The 17,555-nt window shown below is 70.6% G+C and carries 20 protein-coding genes; 13 read left to right on the plus strand and 7 right to left on the minus strand.

The window, feature by feature from the left end:
• Positions 1-4: 4 nt before the first annotated feature.
• From WBK31_RS36680 to nikB, 5 genes are all read right to left on the minus strand, one after another.
• Positions 5-652, minus strand: coding sequence for a histidine phosphatase family protein (locus tag WBK31_RS36680; protein WP_364064284.1), 648 nt, complete (start codon positions 650-652; stop codon positions 5-7).
• The gene (locus tag WBK31_RS36685; protein WP_364064281.1) at positions 649-1,662 is read right to left on the minus strand and encodes a dipeptide ABC transporter ATP-binding protein; all 1,014 of its coding nucleotides are present in this window, start codon (positions 1,660-1,662) and stop codon (positions 649-651) included. Before WBK31_RS36685 ends, WBK31_RS36680 begins: the two co-directional genes overlap by 4 nt.
• The gene (locus tag WBK31_RS36690) at positions 1,646-2,650 is read right to left on the minus strand and encodes an ABC transporter ATP-binding protein (RefSeq protein WP_364064278.1); all 1,005 of its coding nucleotides are present in this window, start codon (positions 2,648-2,650) and stop codon (positions 1,646-1,648) included. The genes WBK31_RS36685 and WBK31_RS36690 overlap by 17 nt, the downstream gene beginning before the upstream one ends.
• Positions 2,650-3,483: an ABC transporter permease gene (locus WBK31_RS36695; protein WP_378785800.1), complete on the minus strand. Its 834-nt coding sequence runs from the start codon at positions 3,481-3,483 to the stop codon at positions 2,650-2,652. Before WBK31_RS36695 ends, WBK31_RS36690 begins: the two co-directional genes overlap by 1 nt.
• 100 nt (positions 3,484-3,583) lie before the next feature.
• On the minus strand, positions 3,584-4,507 hold the full coding sequence (nikB, locus tag WBK31_RS36700) for a nickel ABC transporter permease (protein ID WP_364064272.1): 924 nt from the start codon (positions 4,505-4,507) through the stop codon (positions 3,584-3,586).
• A 536-nt stretch (positions 4,508-5,043) separates the two neighbouring features.
• Between nikB and WBK31_RS36705 the strand changes: the two genes are divergently transcribed.
• From WBK31_RS36705 to WBK31_RS36720, 4 genes are all read left to right on the plus strand, one after another.
• Positions 5,044-6,006: a DUF6772 family protein gene (locus WBK31_RS36705; RefSeq protein ID WP_364064269.1), complete on the plus strand. Its 963-nt coding sequence runs from the start codon at positions 5,044-5,046 to the stop codon at positions 6,004-6,006.
• A gap of 4 nt (positions 6,007-6,010) precedes the next feature.
• Entirely contained in the window at positions 6,011-6,346 is a 336-nt protein-coding gene (locus WBK31_RS36710) for a hypothetical protein (RefSeq protein ID WP_364064267.1), read from the plus strand.
• A gap of 36 nt (positions 6,347-6,382) precedes the next feature.
• Entirely contained in the window at positions 6,383-7,429 is a 1,047-nt protein-coding gene (locus WBK31_RS36715; protein WP_406675557.1) for a LacI family DNA-binding transcriptional regulator, read from the plus strand.
• 148 nt (positions 7,430-7,577) lie between these two features.
• Complete coding sequence (locus tag WBK31_RS36720) at positions 7,578-7,676, plus strand: zinc-binding dehydrogenase (RefSeq protein ID WP_364064753.1); 99 nt, start codon at positions 7,578-7,580, stop codon at positions 7,674-7,676.
• A gap of 36 nt (positions 7,677-7,712) precedes the next feature.
• Here the strand turns inward: WBK31_RS36720 and WBK31_RS36725 are convergent, their stop codons facing one another.
• A complete protein-coding gene (locus WBK31_RS36725) occupies positions 7,713-8,117 on the minus strand; it encodes a hypothetical protein (RefSeq protein ID WP_364064261.1) in 405 nt (134 codons plus the stop codon).
• Positions 8,118-8,249: 132 nt separating this feature from the next.
• Here WBK31_RS36725 and WBK31_RS36730 point away from each other — a divergent pair, with 132 nt between their 5' ends.
• Positions 8,250-9,059: a hypothetical protein gene (locus WBK31_RS36730; RefSeq protein ID WP_406673897.1), complete on the plus strand. Its 810-nt coding sequence runs from the start codon at positions 8,250-8,252 to the stop codon at positions 9,057-9,059.
• A gap of 6 nt (positions 9,060-9,065) precedes the next feature.
• Here the strand turns inward: WBK31_RS36730 and WBK31_RS36735 are convergent, their stop codons facing one another.
• On the minus strand, positions 9,066-9,479 hold the full coding sequence (locus WBK31_RS36735; RefSeq protein WP_364064257.1) for a nuclear transport factor 2 family protein: 414 nt from the start codon (positions 9,477-9,479) through the stop codon (positions 9,066-9,068).
• Between the two features lie 459 nt (positions 9,480-9,938).
• Here WBK31_RS36735 and WBK31_RS36740 point away from each other — a divergent pair, with 459 nt between their 5' ends.
• The 8 genes from WBK31_RS36740 to WBK31_RS36775 all read left to right on the plus strand — a co-directional run bounded on the left by WBK31_RS36740 (position 9,939) and on the right by WBK31_RS36775 (position 17,546).
• A complete protein-coding gene (locus WBK31_RS36740; protein ID WP_406673898.1) occupies positions 9,939-11,162 on the plus strand; it encodes a riboflavin synthase in 1,224 nt (407 codons plus the stop codon).
• Positions 11,163-11,370: 208 nt separating this feature from the next.
• Complete coding sequence (locus tag WBK31_RS36745; RefSeq protein WP_406673899.1) at positions 11,371-12,723, plus strand: hypothetical protein; 1,353 nt, start codon at positions 11,371-11,373, stop codon at positions 12,721-12,723.
• On the plus strand, positions 12,720-13,256 hold the full coding sequence (locus WBK31_RS36750; RefSeq protein WP_406673900.1) for a hydrogenase maturation protease: 537 nt from the start codon (positions 12,720-12,722) through the stop codon (positions 13,254-13,256). Before WBK31_RS36745 ends, WBK31_RS36750 begins: the two co-directional genes overlap by 4 nt.
• On the plus strand, positions 13,249-13,614 hold the full coding sequence (locus tag WBK31_RS36755) for a hydrogenase/urease maturation nickel metallochaperone HypA (RefSeq protein WP_406673901.1): 366 nt from the start codon (positions 13,249-13,251) through the stop codon (positions 13,612-13,614). The genes WBK31_RS36750 and WBK31_RS36755 overlap by 8 nt, the downstream gene beginning before the upstream one ends.
• Positions 13,611-14,669 carry a hydrogenase expression protein HypE gene (locus tag WBK31_RS36760; protein ID WP_364064243.1) on the plus strand — a complete coding sequence of 353 codons (1,059 nt, stop codon included), beginning with the start codon at positions 13,611-13,613 and terminating at the stop codon, positions 14,667-14,669. Before WBK31_RS36755 ends, WBK31_RS36760 begins: the two co-directional genes overlap by 4 nt.
• 36 nt (positions 14,670-14,705) lie before the next feature.
• Positions 14,706-16,499 carry a nickel-dependent hydrogenase large subunit gene (locus tag WBK31_RS36765; RefSeq protein ID WP_406673902.1) on the plus strand — a complete coding sequence of 598 codons (1,794 nt, stop codon included), beginning with the start codon at positions 14,706-14,708 and terminating at the stop codon, positions 16,497-16,499.
• On the plus strand, positions 16,492-16,887 hold the full coding sequence (locus WBK31_RS36770; protein ID WP_364064237.1) for a hypothetical protein: 396 nt from the start codon (positions 16,492-16,494) through the stop codon (positions 16,885-16,887). Before WBK31_RS36765 ends, WBK31_RS36770 begins: the two co-directional genes overlap by 8 nt.
• A complete protein-coding gene (locus tag WBK31_RS36775; protein WP_406673903.1) occupies positions 16,884-17,546 on the plus strand; it encodes a DUF5947 family protein in 663 nt (220 codons plus the stop codon). Before WBK31_RS36770 ends, WBK31_RS36775 begins: the two co-directional genes overlap by 4 nt.
• Positions 17,547-17,555 lie beyond the last annotated feature (9 nt).

A 17,555-nucleotide genomic window follows, 5' to 3' on the forward strand; every position in this document is an offset into this window, starting at 1 on the left:
CGATTCAGTCGGTACGCGTGGCGTCCGCCGCCCACGCGGTCGGCGCGTTGTACTCGACCACCGCGTTGCCCCGCTCGCCCCGGTAGTCGATCACCGTTACGGAGGTGTTCACCGGCGGGGAGAAGGCGAGGTGGCCTGGCTCGGGCAGGCCGAGCGCGGCGGCCGCGGCCACCCGGATCGGCCCGCCGTGGCAGAACACCATGACGCTCTTGCCGGGACCCGCCTGCTCTGCGATGTCGACGAGCGCGGCCCACACGCGCCTGCGCATGTCGGTGAACGTCTCGCCGCCGCCGCGCCGCGGATCGCCGCCCCGCGCGGCCTCGGCGAGCACGTCGGGGTACGCCGCGGCGATCTCCGTGAACGTGCGGCCGACCCAGTCGCCGATGTCGGCCTCGCGCAGCCGGGGATCCCGCTCGGCCGCGCCGCCGGCGAGGCGCAGGAACGCCTGCGCGGTGTCCCAGGCGCGCGGCAGGTCGCTGGAGACGACCAGGTCGGGCCTGCCGAAGCGGGCCTTGAGCACTTTCGCCGCCGTCTCGGCCTGCTCGATCCCGGTGGCGGTGAGCCCCGAGTCGGCCTGTCCCTGGTAGCGCTCCTCGACGTTCCACAGCGACTCGCCGTGCCGGACGAGGATCAGCCTGGTCGCGCCGCTCATCGGGCACCCGCCGGGGTCGCGGGCAGCTCGGGGAAGTGGCAGGCCGAGACGTGCTCGCCCAGCCGGTTGGTGAGCGCCGGCTCCTCCGTGGCGCAGCGGTCCTGCGCCTTCCAGCACCGCGTACGGAAGCGGCACCCGGACGGCGGCGACACCGGCGACGGGATGTCGCCCTTGAGGATGATCTGCTCGCGCGGTGGCCCCGCCCACGGCCGGGTCACCGGCACCGCCGACAGCAGCGCCTGCGTGTACGGGTGCTCGGGCGCCTCGAAGATCTGCTCCGTGGTGCCCTGCTCCACCACCTTGCCGAGGTACATCACCGCGACCTCGTCGCTGATGTGCCGCACCACCGACAGGTCGTGGGCGATGAACAGGTAGCTCAGCCCCATCTCCTCCTGCAGGTCGACGAGCAGGTTGAGCACCTGCGCCTGCACCGAGACGTCCAGCGCCGACACCGCCTCGTCGCAGATCACCAGGCGGGGCCGCAGCGCGAGCGCCCGCGCGATGCCGACCCGCTGGCGCTGGCCGCCGGAGAACTGGTGCGGGTAGCGGTCGGCGTGGTCGGGGTTCAGCCCGACCCTGGCCAGCAGCTCCCGCGCCTCGGACGCCCACTTCTCGCGGGGCAGCACACCGGGGTTGACCAGCCACGCCTCGCTGATGATCTGCTCGACCGTGAGCCGGGGGTTCAGCGACGCGTACGGATCCTGGAAGATCATCTGGATCTGCCTGCGCACCTGCCGCAGCTCGTCGCCCGGCAGCTTCAGCAGGTCCTGGCCGTCGAAGAGCACCTGGCCCGACTCGGCGGGCGCGAGCCCGATGATCGTGCGCGCCAGCGTCGTCTTGCCCGAGCCCGACTCGCCGACCAGGCCGAGCGTGCGGCCCTTGGGCAGGTCGAACGAGACGCCCGACACCGCGTGCACGGCGCCGATCTTGCGACGCAGCAGCGCGGAGCGTACGGGGAAGCTGGTGTGCAGGTCTTTGACCGACAGCAGAGGCTCAGCCGGTGACGACATCGGTGACGACCTCCTTCGCGTGGTGGCAGGCGGCCCGGTGAGAGGCGGGACGCTCGGGCAGCGGCAGCAGCTCGGGACGTTCGGCGGCGCAGACGTCGGTGGCGTACCGGCAGCGGGGGCGGAACGGGCAGCCCGACGGCAGCCGGGTGAGGTCGGGCGGCGACCCCTTGATGGGCGTCAGGCGCTCGCGCGGGCCGTTCAGCTCGGGGATCGAGGCCATCAGGCCCTGCGTGTACGGATGCCCGGTGCGCTCGTAGACCTCCCGCAGGTCGCCGGTCTCCACCACCCGCCCGGCGTACATGAGCTGCACCCGGTCGGCGACGCCGGCCACCACGCCGAGGTCGTGGCTGATGAGGATCATCGCCATCCTGTGCTCGGCCTTCAGCTCGGCGAGCAGCGCCATGACCTGCGCCTGGACGGTGACGTCGAGAGCGGTGGTGGGCTCGTCGGCGATGAGCACGCGCGGCTTCAGCGCGATCGCCATCGCGATCATCACGCGCTGCCGCATGCCGCCGGAGAACTGGTGCGGGTAGTCGTCCACCCTGCGGTCGGCGGCCGGGATGCCCACCCGGTCCATCAGCTCGATCGCCTTGCGCCGCGCCTCGGCGCGGGACAGGCCCTGGCGGCGACGGAACAGCTCGCCGATCTGCGCGCCGACGCGGAAGACCGGGTTGAGCGAGCTCAGCGGGTCCTGGAACACCATGGCCAGGTCGGTGCCGTTGAGCTTGCGGGTCTCCGAGCGCGGCAGCGCCAGCAGGTCGCGGCCCTTGTACAGGATGCGGCCTCCGGCGATCTGGCCGGCGGGGCGCGGCACGAGACCCATCAACGCCTGGGCGGTGACGCTCTTGCCGCTGCCGGTCTCGCCCAGGATGGCCAGCGTCTCGCCCTCGGCGAGGTCGAAGCTGACCTTGTCGACGGCGGTGATCGTGCCCGCCCGGGTGCGGAAGCGTACGGTCAGGTCCTGCACCGACAGCAATGGGTCGGCCATCACATGCTCCTCAGCCGCGGGTCGAACCGGTCGCGCAGGGCGTCGCCGAGCACACCGAAGCTGATCACCAGGGCGGCGAGGGCGATGCCGGGGATCGTGGAGATCCACCACGCGTTGGACAGGTAGTCCCGGCCGTTGGCGATGGTCATGCCCCAGCTCGGCGTGCTGGCCGGGGTGCCGAGGCCGAGGAAGCTCAGTGACGCCTCGGCCAGGATCACGTGGCCGAGCTCCACGGTCGCGACCACCAGGATCGGCGCGATCATGGACGGCAGGATGCTGCGCGTCAGCAGGTGCCAGGTGCGCGCGCCGAGCGTGCGGGTGGCGTCGACGAAGTCCCTGTTCTTCAGCCCGAGCACCTGGCTTCTTGTCACCCGGGCGAACGTCACCCAGTTGGAGATGGACAACACGATCACGACGTTCACCACGCTCGGCCCGAGTATCGCCGCGATGAAGATGGCGAGCAGGATCGACGGGAACGTGAGCTGGATGTCGGCCAGCCGCATGAGCACCATGTCCAGCCAGCCGCCGAAATAGCCCGCGGCGATGCCGGCGGCCACGCCGATGAGCCCGGCCAGCACCAGCGTCGCCACGCCGACGGTGATCGACACCCGCGCGCCCTGCATCATCTGGGCGAGGATGTCCTGGCCGACCTGGTCGGTGCCGAAGACGGCGACCTGCCCGTTCGCCAGCGTGGTGCCCGGCGGTTTCAGCCGGGAGCCGAGGTCGGTGGCCACCGCGTCGTACTTCAGCAGGATCGGGCCGAAGATGGCGGCGAGCACGTAGAGGCCGATCACCGACAGCGAGACGATGATGCGCAGCCGCCCGATCTTCACCCGGGTCTTGCTCTGCTTCGGTTCGCCGCCTGCGCCTCGGCCGGGTCCATCACGGTCACCGCCTCGCCTGGCAGCACCTGGTCCATTGGCCTGTCCATGGTCACCGTCCCAGCCGGATGCGCGGGTCGAGGTAGCCGTACAGGACGTCCACGATCAGGTTGATCAGGACGAACCCGCCGGCGATCAGCAGGATCGCGGCCTGCACGACGTTGTAGTCGCGGGCCGAGATGGAGTCGATGAGCAGCCGCCCGACGCCGGGCCAGGAGAACACCGTCTCGACGATCACCGCGCCGCCGAGCAGCTTGCCGAACTCCAGGCCGGCCACGGTCACGATCGGGATGATCGCGTTGCGGATGGCGTGCAGGAAGATGACCACTCGCTCCGGCAGGCCCTTGGCCCGCGCGGTCTGGATGTAGTTCTCGTGCACGACGTCGAGCAGGCCGCTGCGGGTCAGCCGGATCTGGATCGCGATCAGCGGCAGCGCGAGCGTGACGCCCGGCATGATCAGCCGGTCGAACCCGCCGTGGCCGCCGCTTGCGAAGATGTGCAGCTGCCGTGCGAAGACCAGGATGAACATGATGCCGATCCAGAACGACGGCATCGACTGCGCGAGCAGCGCGAACACCGAGACGATGCGGTCGGCCAGGCGGTTGACCCGCAGCGCGCCGACCACGCCGAGCGCGATGCCCAGCACCAGGCCGATCACCATCGCGACGACGGCGAGCTGCAGGGTGAGCGGGAACCGGTCGAGCACCAGGCCCATCGCGTCGGCGTGGTAGCGGTAGGAGTCGCCGAAGTCGAACCGCACCACGTCGGCCAAGTAGATCCCGTACTGCACGAGCAGCGGCTGGTTGAGCCCCATCTGCTCGCGCAGCTGCTCGATCTCGTCGGGGGTGGCGTCGGAGCCGAGGATGAGCAGGGCCGGGTCGCCGGGAACCAACCGCAGCACCAGGAACACGATGGTCACGGCGCCCCACAGCACGAACGCGGCGAACAGCGAGCGCCGGATGAGGTACGCGGTCATGGCCGGCCCGCTCGCTGTCGGTGGGCTTCCCGTTTCAGCATCGACAGGCAACTCCAGATAGAGCCATGACGCCGTCGGCGCATGGCGGGATTTTCGGGGGCTTGAGGGGATCGGCCGGCGGGCGGCCGGCCGATCTTGAGAGAGGGACGAATACGGGGGGAGGGGGCGGCGGGGCACCGGCCGGCGGTGTGGCCGGAGTGTTTCCTGCCGGGAACATTAACGTTAATGCGATTGCTGGCTGATGCTAGGATGACCGGCCCCGACCGTCAAGGGTCCGTCCCCCGTCTTCTGCCGCTCCAGCGCTCGCGTACGGCCTCTGGCGATGCATACTACCTGCGCAAACGTGCGGTGGTAACAGTTCGTCACCGCTACGCTGTGAGGGTCTCGGGCCACGTGGGGTGGCCACCCAAGGGTTGACCGCCGCGCAACATTAACGTTAACGTCCGACTGTGACCGCATGACTCACTCCGGTCGATCGGTCGGGCGTAGGCATTCGCGACTCTTTTGTGCCAAGACCTTTTCAGGAGCATTCGGCGATGACCACGACGGAGCGGCCCGACCTGGCCGCAGAACTTCGTACTGCCATTTTGTCGGCAGACCCGAGACTGTCGAAGTTTTCCCCGCTTCGACGCATTCTCGCGTACGACGACTTCAATTCGGGGACCCACGGCTGGACCGAGTTGCTGGGCAACTACAACGGCAACGGCGACCTGTCCACCGTGGACGACCACATGCGGGACTTCCGGCCCCCGCAGCTGTCCAACTGCACGTTCTTCGACATCGGCAGCCACGGCGCGATGACCGGCTCGTACGCGCTGAAGCTGGCCACCCGGCCGTACACGGGGCACACCGCCACCGCCATCAGGCGGCTCACCATGAGCGGGCGCGGCCTGCTGCAGATCGAGGCGTACTTCACGTACAAGGCCGAGGCCACCATCGACGGCAGCGCGAGCGACGAGTTCGGCGACGTCACCTGGGACGGCAACCTGCACCCGTCGGAGGCGCAGTTCGGCTGCTTCACCGTGGCCACCGACCTGTGCGGCGACGGCGGCCTGCGCTATCACACGGTGGCCCGCTACATGAACACGTCGCTGGACAACAAGCTCAAGCGCCAGTGGATGTATCCGATCGTGCCGGAGCCGACGCCGCGCGAGCACCTCGAAGGAAAGATCAAGCTGGAGTACGGCGCCGACTTCACCGCGCCCAACCCCGAAGACTGGCATCCGTTCGGTGAACCGCAGGAGCTCTGCTACAACGAGGTGCCGACGAAGGTCAACTGGCATTACCTGCGCTGGGTCATCGACACCGAAGCACGACGTAACGTCGAGTTGCAGGTCAACGATCGCATCATGGACATGTCGGACGTTCCGGTGCCGCCGTACAAGGAGCGCTACGACTCCCTGGAGAACCTGCTGAATTTCTACTTCTCAGTACGGACCCACTCGACGGTCCGCAACTTCCTCTTCCTTGACTCGGTACTCATTTCCACGGAGTGGTGACGTAATGCGGCAGGTGCAGACGGCGGTCCTCGAACGGGACACGACGTTCGATTCCGACTTCGCCACGGAGCCGTACGAAGTGGCCTGGGCCGGCGAGGCGCGGTTCTTCATCCACACGCTCGCCACCTCCGGCCAGGACACCGAGGTGCGGCTGGTCACCCAGATCTCGCCGGACGGCCTGACCTGGTGCGACCTCGACGGCAAGGAACATGTCATCAACGGACCCGGTTTGGTGACATGGCCGGTAGATCATTTCGGACAATGGTTGCGGTTGCGCGGCACGGTGACGGGCACCGACCCGTCCGCCAAACTGCGCATCTATCTCACGGTCAAGAGCTGAGAGCGACCGCGGAAACCGACCAGAGGGGGCATGCGAATGGCTGGGGCTCGACGTCATACCTTGCGGGACATCGCCGCGACGTTGAACCTTTCCGTCAACACCGTCTCGCGTGCCCTCTCCGGCAAGGACGGCATAGGTGAGGAGACCAGGGCCCGGGTACGGGCCGAGGCCGAGCGGGTCGGCTACGTCCCCAACTCCATGGCGCGCTCGCTCGTCCTGGGCTCGGCGATGACCTTCGGCCTCGCCATCACCAACCCGTCCAACCCCTTCTACGCGCAGCTCATCTCCACCATCGAGACCCGCGCCCGCTCCCACGGCTACTCGCTGCTGCTCACGGTCACCGAGGAGTCGGAAGAGCACGAGATGCGCGCCGCCGAGTCGCTGCTGCGCTCGTCGGTGAGCGGCTCGATCGTCGTGCCCGTGCAGTCCGGGACCGAGGCGTGGCGGCGGCTCGGCTCCGTGGGCGTGCCGACCGTGCTGATCAACCGTGATCTGCCCGACCTCGGCTACCGCTTCGTCGGCACCGACAACGAGCTCGGCGGCTACCGCGCCACCTCCCACGCGATCGAACGCGGCGCCCGCTCGATCGTGGTGCTGGAAGAAGATCTGCCGATCACCACGATCGACCACCGCATCGCCGGCTTCCGCCGCGCCATGGCCGAGGCCGGGCTGCCGGTGCCGCGCGGCAGCATCATGCGGGTCCCCACCCGCCGCCACGAGCAGGCCGCGCTGCCTTGGCAGCCGCAGCAGGCGTACCAGGTGGCCCGCCGCATGCTGCGCAGGACCCGGCTGCCCGACGCGGTCGTGGCCGGCAACGACTACTTCGCACTCGGCCTCTACCGGGCGCTGGAAGAGCACGGGCTGAAGGTGCCCGACGACATGATGGTGATCGGGTTCGGCGACCACCCGTTCTCCGCCTTCCTGTCGCCGCCGCTGACCACGGTGCGGCTGCCCGCAGAGGAGATCGGCACCATCGCGGTGGACCTGCTGCTCGAGGAGATCTCGGGTACGCCCATCGCCCGCCCGCTCAAGCAGCTCATCGCCCCCACGCTGGTGGAACGCGGCTCGACCCAGCGGAGCTGACGGCCGTCTCGGGCCGGTGAGGCGCTGCGCTCGCTGGGGACGTCAGGCGGCGCTGGGAGCCGTCCTCCCTCAGCGAGGCTCAGACAGTCCAGCTCGATGACGCCCAGTCGGGGGTGGACGAGCCGCTTGCGGTCGGAACGGCGCGGAGATCGTCGCCGACCGCACCGTCCCGCTGGCGGACGCCGCGTCGGCGTACGATCACGTCGCCCGGGGCCACGCGAAGGGCAAGGTCATCGTCCGGCCGTAACGCGGGAGCCGAGGCTGGTGCTGCTCGCCGTTCTGCTCACTGTGCTCGGTCTGTACGGCCTGCGCCGCCGCGACCTGGGCGCATCCTGAGCGCGACGATCACCGCGAGGACGGCGATCGCGGCCATGGCCAGGAAGGCATCGGAGTAGGCGGCGGCCGCGTCCCCGGCGTGCAGCGGGTTGAGCGCGTCCGCACCGGCCTGCTGCCGCGCCGTCACCAGCACGCCGAGAACGGCGGGACCCGCGCCCGCGCCGAGGAACTGGGCTCCCTGCAGGATCCCGAGGCCGGCTCCGGCCTGCTCGGGCGGCAGCGCCCGCGCGGCCGCGCTGATCATCGGGGTCAGCACGAAGAAGAAGCCGACGCTGAGCCCGAGTATCCCGACCCCGGCGGGCACCATCACCACGGCCCCCGCACCCGGCTGGAGACCCTTCACATCGACCACGAGCAGCGGCCATCGTCGATCCCGGAGAATTTGATCATGAAGCTTCCCTTACCGCCGCGAACGCTCTCAGCCGCCCTCCTGGTCGTCGTCGCAGCTTGCTCGACCGAGCCGGCGCCTCCTCAAGAGCGCCGGGTGACGAGCGCGAAGGACCTCGTCCTCCCGCTGGACGCCTACGACCTGAACGCGGTCGAGCGTTCGGTCGTCCAAACCGCGCGTTACCACCTGATCGAGCGCTGCCTGTCGCGCTACGGCCTGCCGTTCAAACCCCACGACACCCGGCCGGTCACCTATCCCAAGAACGCCTCCTACCTCGGCTGGCTCGGCGCGAAGCAGGTCGGCACGTACGGCTACAGCGGCCCGCGCGGTCAGCTCGCGGAGGTCGCGGCGGCCGTGGACGGAATCCGCGGCTACCTGATCCCGCCGAGCCAGGACGCGGTGCAGACCGGAACGGTGAAGAGATTCCGCGGCAAGCCCGTGCCGCCCGAGGGGTGCGACGGGGAGGCGCAGCGCAGGCTCAACGGCGACGCCCCGGGCCCCGACGGCGTCGCGCCCGCCAAGCCGCACATCTACAAGCAGCTCTACGTCTACATGGACGACGCAGCGGAGATCGCGTACCAGGACGAACGCATCAAGGCCGCGAACGCCGCGTGGAGCGCCTGCATGCGCAAGGCCGGCCACCGCTACGCCATGCCCGCCGAAGCGGAGGCGGACCCGCGCTGGGCGAGCAGGCGTGACACCGAGCCGCCGACGAAGGACGAGCTCAGCACGGCCGTCGCCGACGAGCGCTGCCGCCTTCAGGTGAATTACAGCGGCGCCCGGCTCGCCGCGTACGCCGACGCCCAGCGGGCGGTCATCGCGCGGCACAAGCAGGAGGTCGAACGCCTGGCGACCCTCCAGCGCACCCGGTACGCCAATGCCCAGAAGGTGCTGGACTCCGCGTGACGCGGGTCAGGCGTACTGCAGGTCGGCCTTGACGATGCGCCCGCCGCCGACGGTGAAGTCGTAGTGGGCGCGCCAGCCGTCCGAGCCCGCCGGAGCCCAGTACACGAGCAGCTTCTGACCGTCGGCCCGCTGCTCGGCGACCTCGATGACCCGCAGCGACCCGCCGATCACCTCGCGGTCGGCCCATGCGCGGATGGCGTCGTGGCCCTTGATGCTGCGGGAGACGTCCACGATCTCGCCGTCCGGCGCGAAGGACGCGACGAGGGCGGCCAGGTCCTTGGCGTTAACGGCGTCCACGTACGCCTGCGCCTCCGGCACCACCTGCCCAGAGGCGGACGTGGCGACGGTGGGGGATGGCTCGATGGCCGCGCCGGCACCGCAGGCGGCGACCATCAGAAGAGGTACGCAAACCAGCAGCACCGCCCACCACCTGAGTGCCGGAAAAGAGGGTATCGGTCGGGCGATCATGGCCCCGATGATGCGACCGCACACTCGCACACGTCCAAGACCTGTAGCCATAACCAAGAGCTATGGCGTCGGGCACTTGCGGCCACAGCCGCCTGCGGGCCGGATAACCCGAGGACACGAGCTGCGCCCTTCTGCCGGGGAGATCCGGTCCGGTTCATCCTGCATCCCTTGGCGATCTCTCCGCAGCAGCGGTGGCCTCTTCATCGGCCTCGGGGCGGGAGTTATCGTGAAGGCGGTGCAAAGCCAGGTGTGGCGGTGACAGCCCGCCGGTTTCTCCCGTCGGAGGAACGATCCGGTGTGATTCCGGAGCCATGCGGTGATACCCCGCCCCCTTCTCGGACTCCGATGATCGGGTCCCTGACGCCATCGGGCCGCGAGCGCGGCCGGACACCAGCGTGAAAGGGGAAGGGCATGTTCACCGGCAGAATCCACGAGATCGGCGTGATCGAGTCCGTCGGCGCGAACGACGTCGTCATCAGGGCGCCCAAGTGCGCGGGACGGCTGGCGCCCGGCGGGTCGCTGAGCGTGGCGGGGATCCGCCTGACCGCCGAGCACGTCGAGGGCGAGCTGATCAGGATGTCGGTCAGCACCGAGACCCGCCGCCGCACGACGTTCGACGAGATGCCGGAGCCCGGGCGGCGGGTGAACCTGGAGACGCCGCTGACCGTCGGCGACCCGCTGGACGGGCATCTGGTGCAGGGGCACGTCGACGGCGTCGGCAAGGTCGTACGCGCCGACGAGGATCCCGGGCTGGGGCGGCGGCTGTGGATCCGGCCGCCGGACCGGTTCATGGCCAAGGTCATGGCGAAGGGCTCGATCGTGGTGGACGGCGTGAGCCTGACCGTGGCCGAGGTCGTCAAGGACCGCTTCTCGGTGGCGCTGATCCCGTCCACGCTCGCCGGGACGACGCTGGCCGAGCTGTCCGTGGGCGACCGGGTCAACCTGGAGTCGGACATGGTGGGCAGGCTGGCGGCCGCGCCCGCCACGGCGAGCGCGCACGTCGCCAAGGCGGTCGCCGCGCTGGGCTGGGCCGGGCACCTGTCGGGCCGGGTCGGGGTGGAGAAGGCGGTACGCCAGATCGCCGCGGGCGGCGCGGTCATGGTGTGGGACCCCGCCCGCGAGGCCGAGGGCGACGTGATCTTCGCGGGGGCGGGCCTGCGCCCGGCGGCGTTCACGTTCCTGCTGACCGAGGTGTACGGCTACCCGTGCGTGCCCTGCGCGCCGGAGGTGCTGGAACGGCTGGAGATCCCGGCGCTGGACGGCCCGGGTGACCGCCACGGCACGGCCTTCCACGCGCCGGTGGACCTGGCCGCCTCCACCGGCACCGGGGTCAGCGCCGCCGAGCGCGCCGCGACCGTACGGCAGCTCGCCCGCCCCGACGCCACGCCCGCCGACTTCGTCACGCCGGGCCACGTCATCCCGATCGCGTCCAGGCCGGGCCTGCTGCGCGAGCGCGCCGGGCACACCGAGTCGACCGTCGCCCTGTGCCTGGCCGCGGGCCTGCCGCCGGTGGGCGTGTGCTGCGAGGTGATGCGCCCGGACGGCGTCATGGCCGGGGCGGCGGACCTGGAGGCGTCCGCGCTGCGCTGGGGCCTGCCGCTCGTCGACATCGACGACCTCCGCACGTGGCTGTGAGGCGGTCCGCGAGGCAAGGCGGTGGCCAAATCCTGTTGGGGTGGAGCGGGCGTTCGGAACGCAAGCCCCGATTCCCGCCCGGATGGATCACCAAGAACCGCTAAGTGAGGACTGCACCTAGGGGAGTGGCTCACCTACTTGTCCCAGGTCGGCGTGGCTATACCGAGAAGAGTCACATACGACCAGGGGAAGCAAGGGGGCCACTCCCGTGGAGGCGAACGACATCGACGCCGTGCCCGGTTTCCGGGCCGCGCTGGCGGTGGCGGACTCCGTCCTGTACGAGGGCTACCTGCTCTATCCCTATCGCCGTTCATCGCCGAAGAACCAGGTCAGGTGGCAGTTCGGCGTGCTGCTGCCGGAGCCGTGGGCGAGGGCGCACGACCTTGAGGGCGGCGGTGTGGCGGGTTCGGCGGAGTCGTGGTGGCAGCAGACGGAGTGCCTGCTCGTCGCGCCCGCCGGCGCCACCGTACGGGGCCGGCTCCGGTTCCTGCAGCTGCGCCGCCGCACGCCCGAGGAGCGGCTGCCGGGCGGCGGCCACCGGGCGGCCGACCGGGTCGGCGACGTGCTGGGCTTCGACGAGGGGGTGCCGCGCGAGCTCGACGTCGCGGCGTCCGTGGCGGAGCTGCTGGCCGGCGAGAAGCTGCTCAACCTCAAGATTCCGGGCTCGGAGACGGTCAGCCCGCTGCCCGGCGGCGAAGGGCGTACGCGGTGGCGCAAGTGGCCGCTGAGCACCCGGGTGACGCTCTCGCTGACGCCGTGCAAGGTGACCGCGGACGCGCCGCTGCGCGCGGGGGAGAGCCTGTTCAAGCTCCGCGTACGCACCGAGAACGCCACCCTGGGCCCGCCGCGGGACGCGCCCAGGGACGAGGCGCTGCCGCACGCCCTGATCGCCTGCCACACGCTGCTCACCGTGCCGGGCGGCCGGTTCGTCTCGCTGCTCGACCCGCCCGGCTGGGCGTGCGAGGCGGCCGGCAAGTGCGTGAACGCGCAGACGTACCCGGTGCTGAGCGGCGAGCAGGTGGTGCTGTCGTCGCCGATCCTGCTCTACGACAACCCGCGCGTCGCCCCGGAGAGCCCCGGCGACCTGCACGACGCGACCGAGATCGACGAGATCCTGTCGCTGCGCACGCTGACGCTCACCGACGCCGAGAAGCGGGAGGCGCGCGCAACCGACCCGCGCGCCGCCGCCATCATCGACCGGGTCGAGGCGATGACCCCGGAGGACCTGGCCCGCCTGCACGGCACGATCAGGGACCCGCAGAGCCCCGCGCCCTCGTGGCACCCGGAGGCGCACAGCGACACCGTCGAAGTGGCGGGCAAGGTCGTGCGCAGGGGCAGCAGGGTGCGGCTGCGGCCCAGGCTGCGCGGCTCTGATCCGCAGGACATGTTCCTCGACGGCAGGACCGCCCTGGTGGAGGCGGTGCTGCAGGACGTCGATGGCGCCCCCCACCTCGCGGTGACGCTGGAGGACGACCCGGCGGCCGAGCTGAACCAGTGGTACGGCCGCTACCGCTACTTCTCGCCCGACGAGACCGAGCCGCTGGACGGTGAGCCCGCATGAACCGGGTGCTGGTGGCCGGGATCGGCAACGTCTTCCTGGGCGACGACGGGTTCGGCGTCGAGGTGGTCCGGCGCATGGATCCCATGGCCGTGCCGGCGTCGGTACGGGTGGCCGACTACGGCATCCGCGGCGTCCACCTGGCCTACGAGCTGCTCGGCGGCGCGTACGACACGCTGATCATGGTGGACGCGGTCGAGATCGACGGACCGCCCGGCACCGTGGCCGTCCTGGAGATCGACGACGAGCCCGTACCCGAAACGTCGCCGCCCGTGAACGGGCACGGCATGCATCCCCAGGCGGTGCTCGACCTGCTCGCCAGGCTGGGCGGCCGGGTGCCCAGAGTGCTGCTGGTGGGCTGCCGCCCCCAGACCATCGACGAGGTCATGGGCCTGTCGGAGCCCGTCGCCGCCGCCGTCGAAGGCGCGGTCGCGGCGGTGACGGCACTGGCGTGTGACGAAGCCCACCGACGAGCCGACCCACCAGCCGACCCAGCAGCCGACCCAGCAGCCGACAGGGAGCGCGCCGATGCATGAGACGGGAATGTGCGACGAGATCGTCCAGGCGCTGCTGCGCAGGGCGGAGGGACGGCGGGTGGCCGCGGCACGCGTCCGCGTCTCGTTCGCCGGGCACCGCGCCGACCCGGAGGTGGTCGAGCAGGGCTTCCGCGTGGCCGCGGCCGGTACGCCGGCCGAGGACGCGCGGATCGAGCTGATCACCGAGCCGCCCGCGGTGAGCTGCGGCGGCTGCGGCGCGCGTACGCCCGCGACCGACGCGCTCGCGCTCGTCGCCTGCCCGCGCTGCGGCGGCGTGGACGTCGAGCTCGCGGCCGACGCCGGGGTCGTCGTCGAGTCGATCACCTACCAGCAGGACGCCAGCGAGGTGCGCGCATGACACAGACGCAGCAGCAGGGCGGCACGACCGCCGGCTACGACGAGATGCACATCCTGTGGATATCCGAGGGCATGAGCTGCGACGGTGACACCGTCTCGATCACCGCGGCGACGCAGCCCGCGATCGAGGACGTGGTCAACGGCAACATTCCCGGCCTGCCCAAGGTCCACCTGCACAACAAGGTGCTGTCGCCGAGCCTCGGCGGCGAGGACTACCTGGCGCCGTTCAGGGCCGCCGCGCGCGGCGAGCTGGAGCCGTTCATCCTCGTCATCGAGGGCTCGGTGCCCAACGAGAAGATCAACGGCGACGGCTACTGGACGTCGTTCGGCAACGACCCGGAGACCGGCCAGCCGCTCACCCTGAACACCTGGATCGACCGGCTCGCCCCGCGCGCGTGGGCGGTGGTCGCCATCGGCACCTGCGCCACGTACGGCGGCATCCACGCGATGGCCGGCAACCCGACGGGCTGCATGGGCCTGGCCGACTACCTCGGCTGGGACTTCCGCTCGACCGGCGGGCTGCCGATCGTGAACGTCCCCGGCTGCCCGGTTCAGCCGGACAACTTCATGGAGACCCTGACCTGGGTGCTCTACCACGCCGCGGGCAGCGCGCCGCCGCCCCCGCTCGACGAGATGCTGCGGCCCCAGTGGCTGTTCGGCAAGACCGTCCACGAGGGCTGCGACCGGGCCGCCTACTACGAGCAGGCCGACTTCGCCCGCGACTACAACTCGCCCAAGTGCCAGGTGAAGATCGGCTGCTGGGGCCCGGTGGTCAACTGCAACGTGCCCAAGCGCGGGTGGATGCGGGGGATCGGCGGCTGCCCGAACGTGGGCGGCATCTGCATCGCCTGCACCATGCCGGGCTTCCCGGACAAGTTCATGCCGTTCATGGACGAGCCGCCCGGCGGCCACCTGTCGTCGGTCCTGATCAAGCCGTACGGGGCGTTCGTCCGCAGGATGCGCGGCCTCACCAACCACACCGTCAACAGAGAGCCCCGGTGGCGGCACAACCGTGAGGCGCTGACCAGCGGATACAACCCGCGCTGGCGCCCGTAGAGCCGCTGGCGAGCACGAGGAAGGAAAGCACGGCCGATGGCCATCGAGCAGCAGGAGAAAGCAGCGCACAAGCCGGGGACGCTCGTCGACATGTCCTGGGACCCGATCACCAGGATCATCGGCAACCTCGGCATCTACACCAAGATCGACTTCGAGAACCAGCGCGTGGTGGAGTGCCACAGCACGTCCTCGCTGTTCCGCGGCTACTCGGTGTTCATGAAGGGCAAGGACCCGCGGGACGCCGGGTTCATCACCAGCCGCATCTGCGGCATCTGCGGCGACAACCACACGACGTGCTCGGTCTACGCGCAGAACATGGCGTACGGGATCAAGACCCCGAAGCTCGCCGAGTGGATCATCAACCTCGGCGAGGCCGCCGAGTACATGTTCGACCACACGCTCTTCCAGGACAACCTGGTCTTCGTCGACTTCTGCGAGGCGATGGTCAAGGGCACCAACCCGAGCGTGCTGCAGCGGGCCGAGACCACCGACGCGCCGAACGCCGGCATCCACGGCAGGCGCACGATCGCCGACATCATGCGGGCGTTCAACCCGTTCGAGGGCGAGGCGTACAAGGAGGCGCTGACCGTCAGCCGCGTCACGCGCGAGATGTTCTGCCTGATGGAGGGCAGGCACGTGCACCCGTCGACGGTCTATCCGGGCGGCGTCGGCACGATGCCGTCGCCGTCAGTCTTCACCGACTACCTGTCGCGGCTGATGAACATCATCGACTTCATCAAGAAGGCCGTGGCGCTCAACGACGACGTCTTCGACTTCTTCTACCAGGCGCTGCCCGGCTACGAGGAGGTCGGCCTGCGCCGGGTGCTGCTCGGCTGCTGGGGCGCCTTCCAGGACCCCGACGTGGTCGACTACCGCTACGACACGATGAACGAGTGGGGCAAGGCGATGTACGTCACCCCCGGCATCGTCGTGGACGGCGAGCTCATCACGACCAACCTCGTCGACATCAACCTCGGCATCCGCATCCTGCTCGGCAGCTCCTACTACGAGGACTGGGTGAACGAGGAGCCGTTCGTCACCCACGACCCGCTCGGCAACCCGGTGGACATGCGCCACCCGTGGAACCAGACCACGCTGCCCGCCCCGCAGAAGCGGGACTTCGACGGCAAGTACAGCTGGGTGATGAGCCCGCGCTGGTTCGACCAGCGCACCGGCGACCACCTGGCGCTGGACACCGGCGGCGGGCCGTTCGCGCGGCTCTACACCACCGCGCTGGCCGGGCTGGTGGACACGCCGTATGTGAAGTCGACCGGCTCCAGCGTGCAGATCAACCTGCCGAAGGGGCCCGAGCTGCCCGAGGTCACGCTGGAGTGGCGGATCCCGCAGTGGTCCAACGCCATCGAGCGCAACCGCGCCCGCGTCTATTTCGTCGCGTACGCCGCCGCCATGGCCGTGTACTTCATCGAGCGGGCGATGCAGCGGGTGCGCAGCGGCGACACCAAGGTGTTCCAGGACTTCGACGTGCCGGACCAGGCCATCGGCGTGGGCTTCCACGAGGCGGTGCGCGGCGTGCTCTCGCACCACCTGGTGATCGAGAAGGGCAAGATCGCCAACTATCACCCGTACCCGCCGACGCCGTGGAACGGCAGCCCGCGCGACCACTACGGCACGCCGGGCCCGTACGAGGACGCCGTCCAGGACATGCCGATCTTCGAGGAGAACGGGCCCGAGAACTTCAAGGGCGTGGACATCATGCGGGCGGTGCGCAGCTTCGACCCGTGCCTGCCCTGCGGTGTCCACATGTACCTCGGCAAGGGGCGTACGGTGCGCAAGCTGCACTCGCCGATGTTCGGCGGCGGGCATGACTGAGCAGCGGCCGGAGAGGCTGGACGAGCGGGCCGTCGCCGGGCGGCTGGAGCTGCTCGAGGAGCTGCTGAACGAGCTGGAGTCGGCCCAGGGGCCCACCGCCGAGCTGGCGCTCGACGCGATCGCCACGCTCGCCGGGGTGTACGGGGAGGCGCTCGCCCGCGTCGTGGACCGGGTCACCGCGGCCTCGCCCGAGCTGGGCGCGTCGCTGGCTGATGACGTGCTGCTCGCGCACCTGTTCGTGCTGCACGGGGTGACCGTGGGTCAGGGTTCTGCGGGGGAGCGGGAGACGGCGTTCATCCCGCTCGACGCGCTCGCCCGCCGCCCCGCCGCCTCTGAGACAGGCCCGCTCGCCCGCCACCCCGCCGCCTCCTCAGGGACGGCCCCATGAGCGGTCCCGCTCCCGGCCTCACGCCCGGCGTAGCGCCCGGCCTCCAATCCGGCTGCACGTCCGGTCCCGCGACCGCGCTCGGGCGGGTGATGGAGCGGCCGGTCGCCCGCAGGCGGGCCGCCGAGCCGTGCGAGCTGTGCGGCGAGCCGCTGCCCGGCGAGCACGCCCACCTGCTGGAGGAGCGCAAGGACCTGCTGCTGTGCGCCTGCCGCGCCTGCGCGCTGCTGTTCGAGCATGGAGAGGGCGCGCCGGGGCGGTTCCTGCTGGTGCCCGATCGGCGGGTGCGCCTGGCCGGGCCGTCGCCGTCCGAGCTGGGCGTGCCCGTGGGCCTGGCGTTCTTCGTCCGCGGCTCCGGCGGCACGGTGGTCGCGCACTATCCGAGCCCGGCCGGCGCCACCCGCTGGGAGGTGGAGGCCGACGCCTGGGACCGGCTCGCGAGCCGCCACGCGGAGCTGGCGTCGATTCGCCCGGCGGTGGAGGCGTTCCTGGTCGCGATGGTGCGCGGCATGGACGAGCGCTGGCTGGTGCCGATCGACGACTGCCACCGGCTCGTCGCGCTGGTCCGCCGCGAGTGGACGGGCATGTCCGGCGGGCAGCGCCTCTGGGACCGCATCGCGGCCTTCTTCGCGGAACTCGATGAAGCCGTACCCGACCGATGAGGAGGACGA

It is taken from the genome of Nonomuraea sp. N2-4H (assembly GCF_045291505.1).
Classification (GTDB): domain Bacteria; phylum Actinomycetota; class Actinomycetes; order Streptosporangiales; family Streptosporangiaceae; genus Nonomuraea; species Nonomuraea fastidiosa.

What these genes read in the sequence shown, in the direction of transcription:
- nikB (WP_364064272.1), bottom strand. Translation starts at nt 4,507, where the DNA reads ATGACCGCGTACCTCATCCGGCGCTCGCTGTTCGCCGCGTTCGTGCTG.
- WBK31_RS36690 (WP_364064278.1), bottom strand. Translation starts at nt 2,650, where the DNA reads ATGGCCGACCCATTGCTGTCGGTGCAGGACCTGACCGTACGCTTCCGC.
- WBK31_RS36710 (WP_364064267.1), top strand. Translation starts at nt 6,011, where the DNA reads ATGCGGCAGGTGCAGACGGCGGTCCTCGAACGGGACACGACGTTCGAT.
- WBK31_RS36775 (WP_406673903.1), top strand. Translation starts at nt 16,884, where the DNA reads ATGAGCGGTCCCGCTCCCGGCCTCACGCCCGGCGTAGCGCCCGGCCTC.
- WBK31_RS36740 (WP_406673898.1), top strand. Translation starts at nt 9,939, where the DNA reads ATGTTCACCGGCAGAATCCACGAGATCGGCGTGATCGAGTCCGTCGGC.
- WBK31_RS36685 (WP_364064281.1), bottom strand. Translation starts at nt 1,662, where the DNA reads ATGTCGTCACCGGCTGAGCCTCTGCTGTCGGTCAAAGACCTGCACACC.
- WBK31_RS36760 (WP_364064243.1), top strand. Translation starts at nt 13,611, where the DNA reads ATGACACAGACGCAGCAGCAGGGCGGCACGACCGCCGGCTACGACGAG.
- WBK31_RS36755 (WP_406673901.1), top strand. Translation starts at nt 13,249, where the DNA reads ATGCATGAGACGGGAATGTGCGACGAGATCGTCCAGGCGCTGCTGCGC.
- WBK31_RS36750 (WP_406673900.1), top strand. Translation starts at nt 12,720, where the DNA reads ATGAACCGGGTGCTGGTGGCCGGGATCGGCAACGTCTTCCTGGGCGAC.
- WBK31_RS36765 (WP_406673902.1), top strand. Translation starts at nt 14,706, where the DNA reads ATGGCCATCGAGCAGCAGGAGAAAGCAGCGCACAAGCCGGGGACGCTC.
- WBK31_RS36715 (WP_406675557.1), top strand. Translation starts at nt 6,383, where the DNA reads ATGGCTGGGGCTCGACGTCATACCTTGCGGGACATCGCCGCGACGTTG.
- WBK31_RS36770 (WP_364064237.1), top strand. Translation starts at nt 16,492, where the DNA reads ATGACTGAGCAGCGGCCGGAGAGGCTGGACGAGCGGGCCGTCGCCGGG.
- WBK31_RS36705 (WP_364064269.1), top strand. Translation starts at nt 5,044, where the DNA reads ATGACCACGACGGAGCGGCCCGACCTGGCCGCAGAACTTCGTACTGCC.
- WBK31_RS36680 (WP_364064284.1), bottom strand. Translation starts at nt 652, where the DNA reads ATGAGCGGCGCGACCAGGCTGATCCTCGTCCGGCACGGCGAGTCGCTG.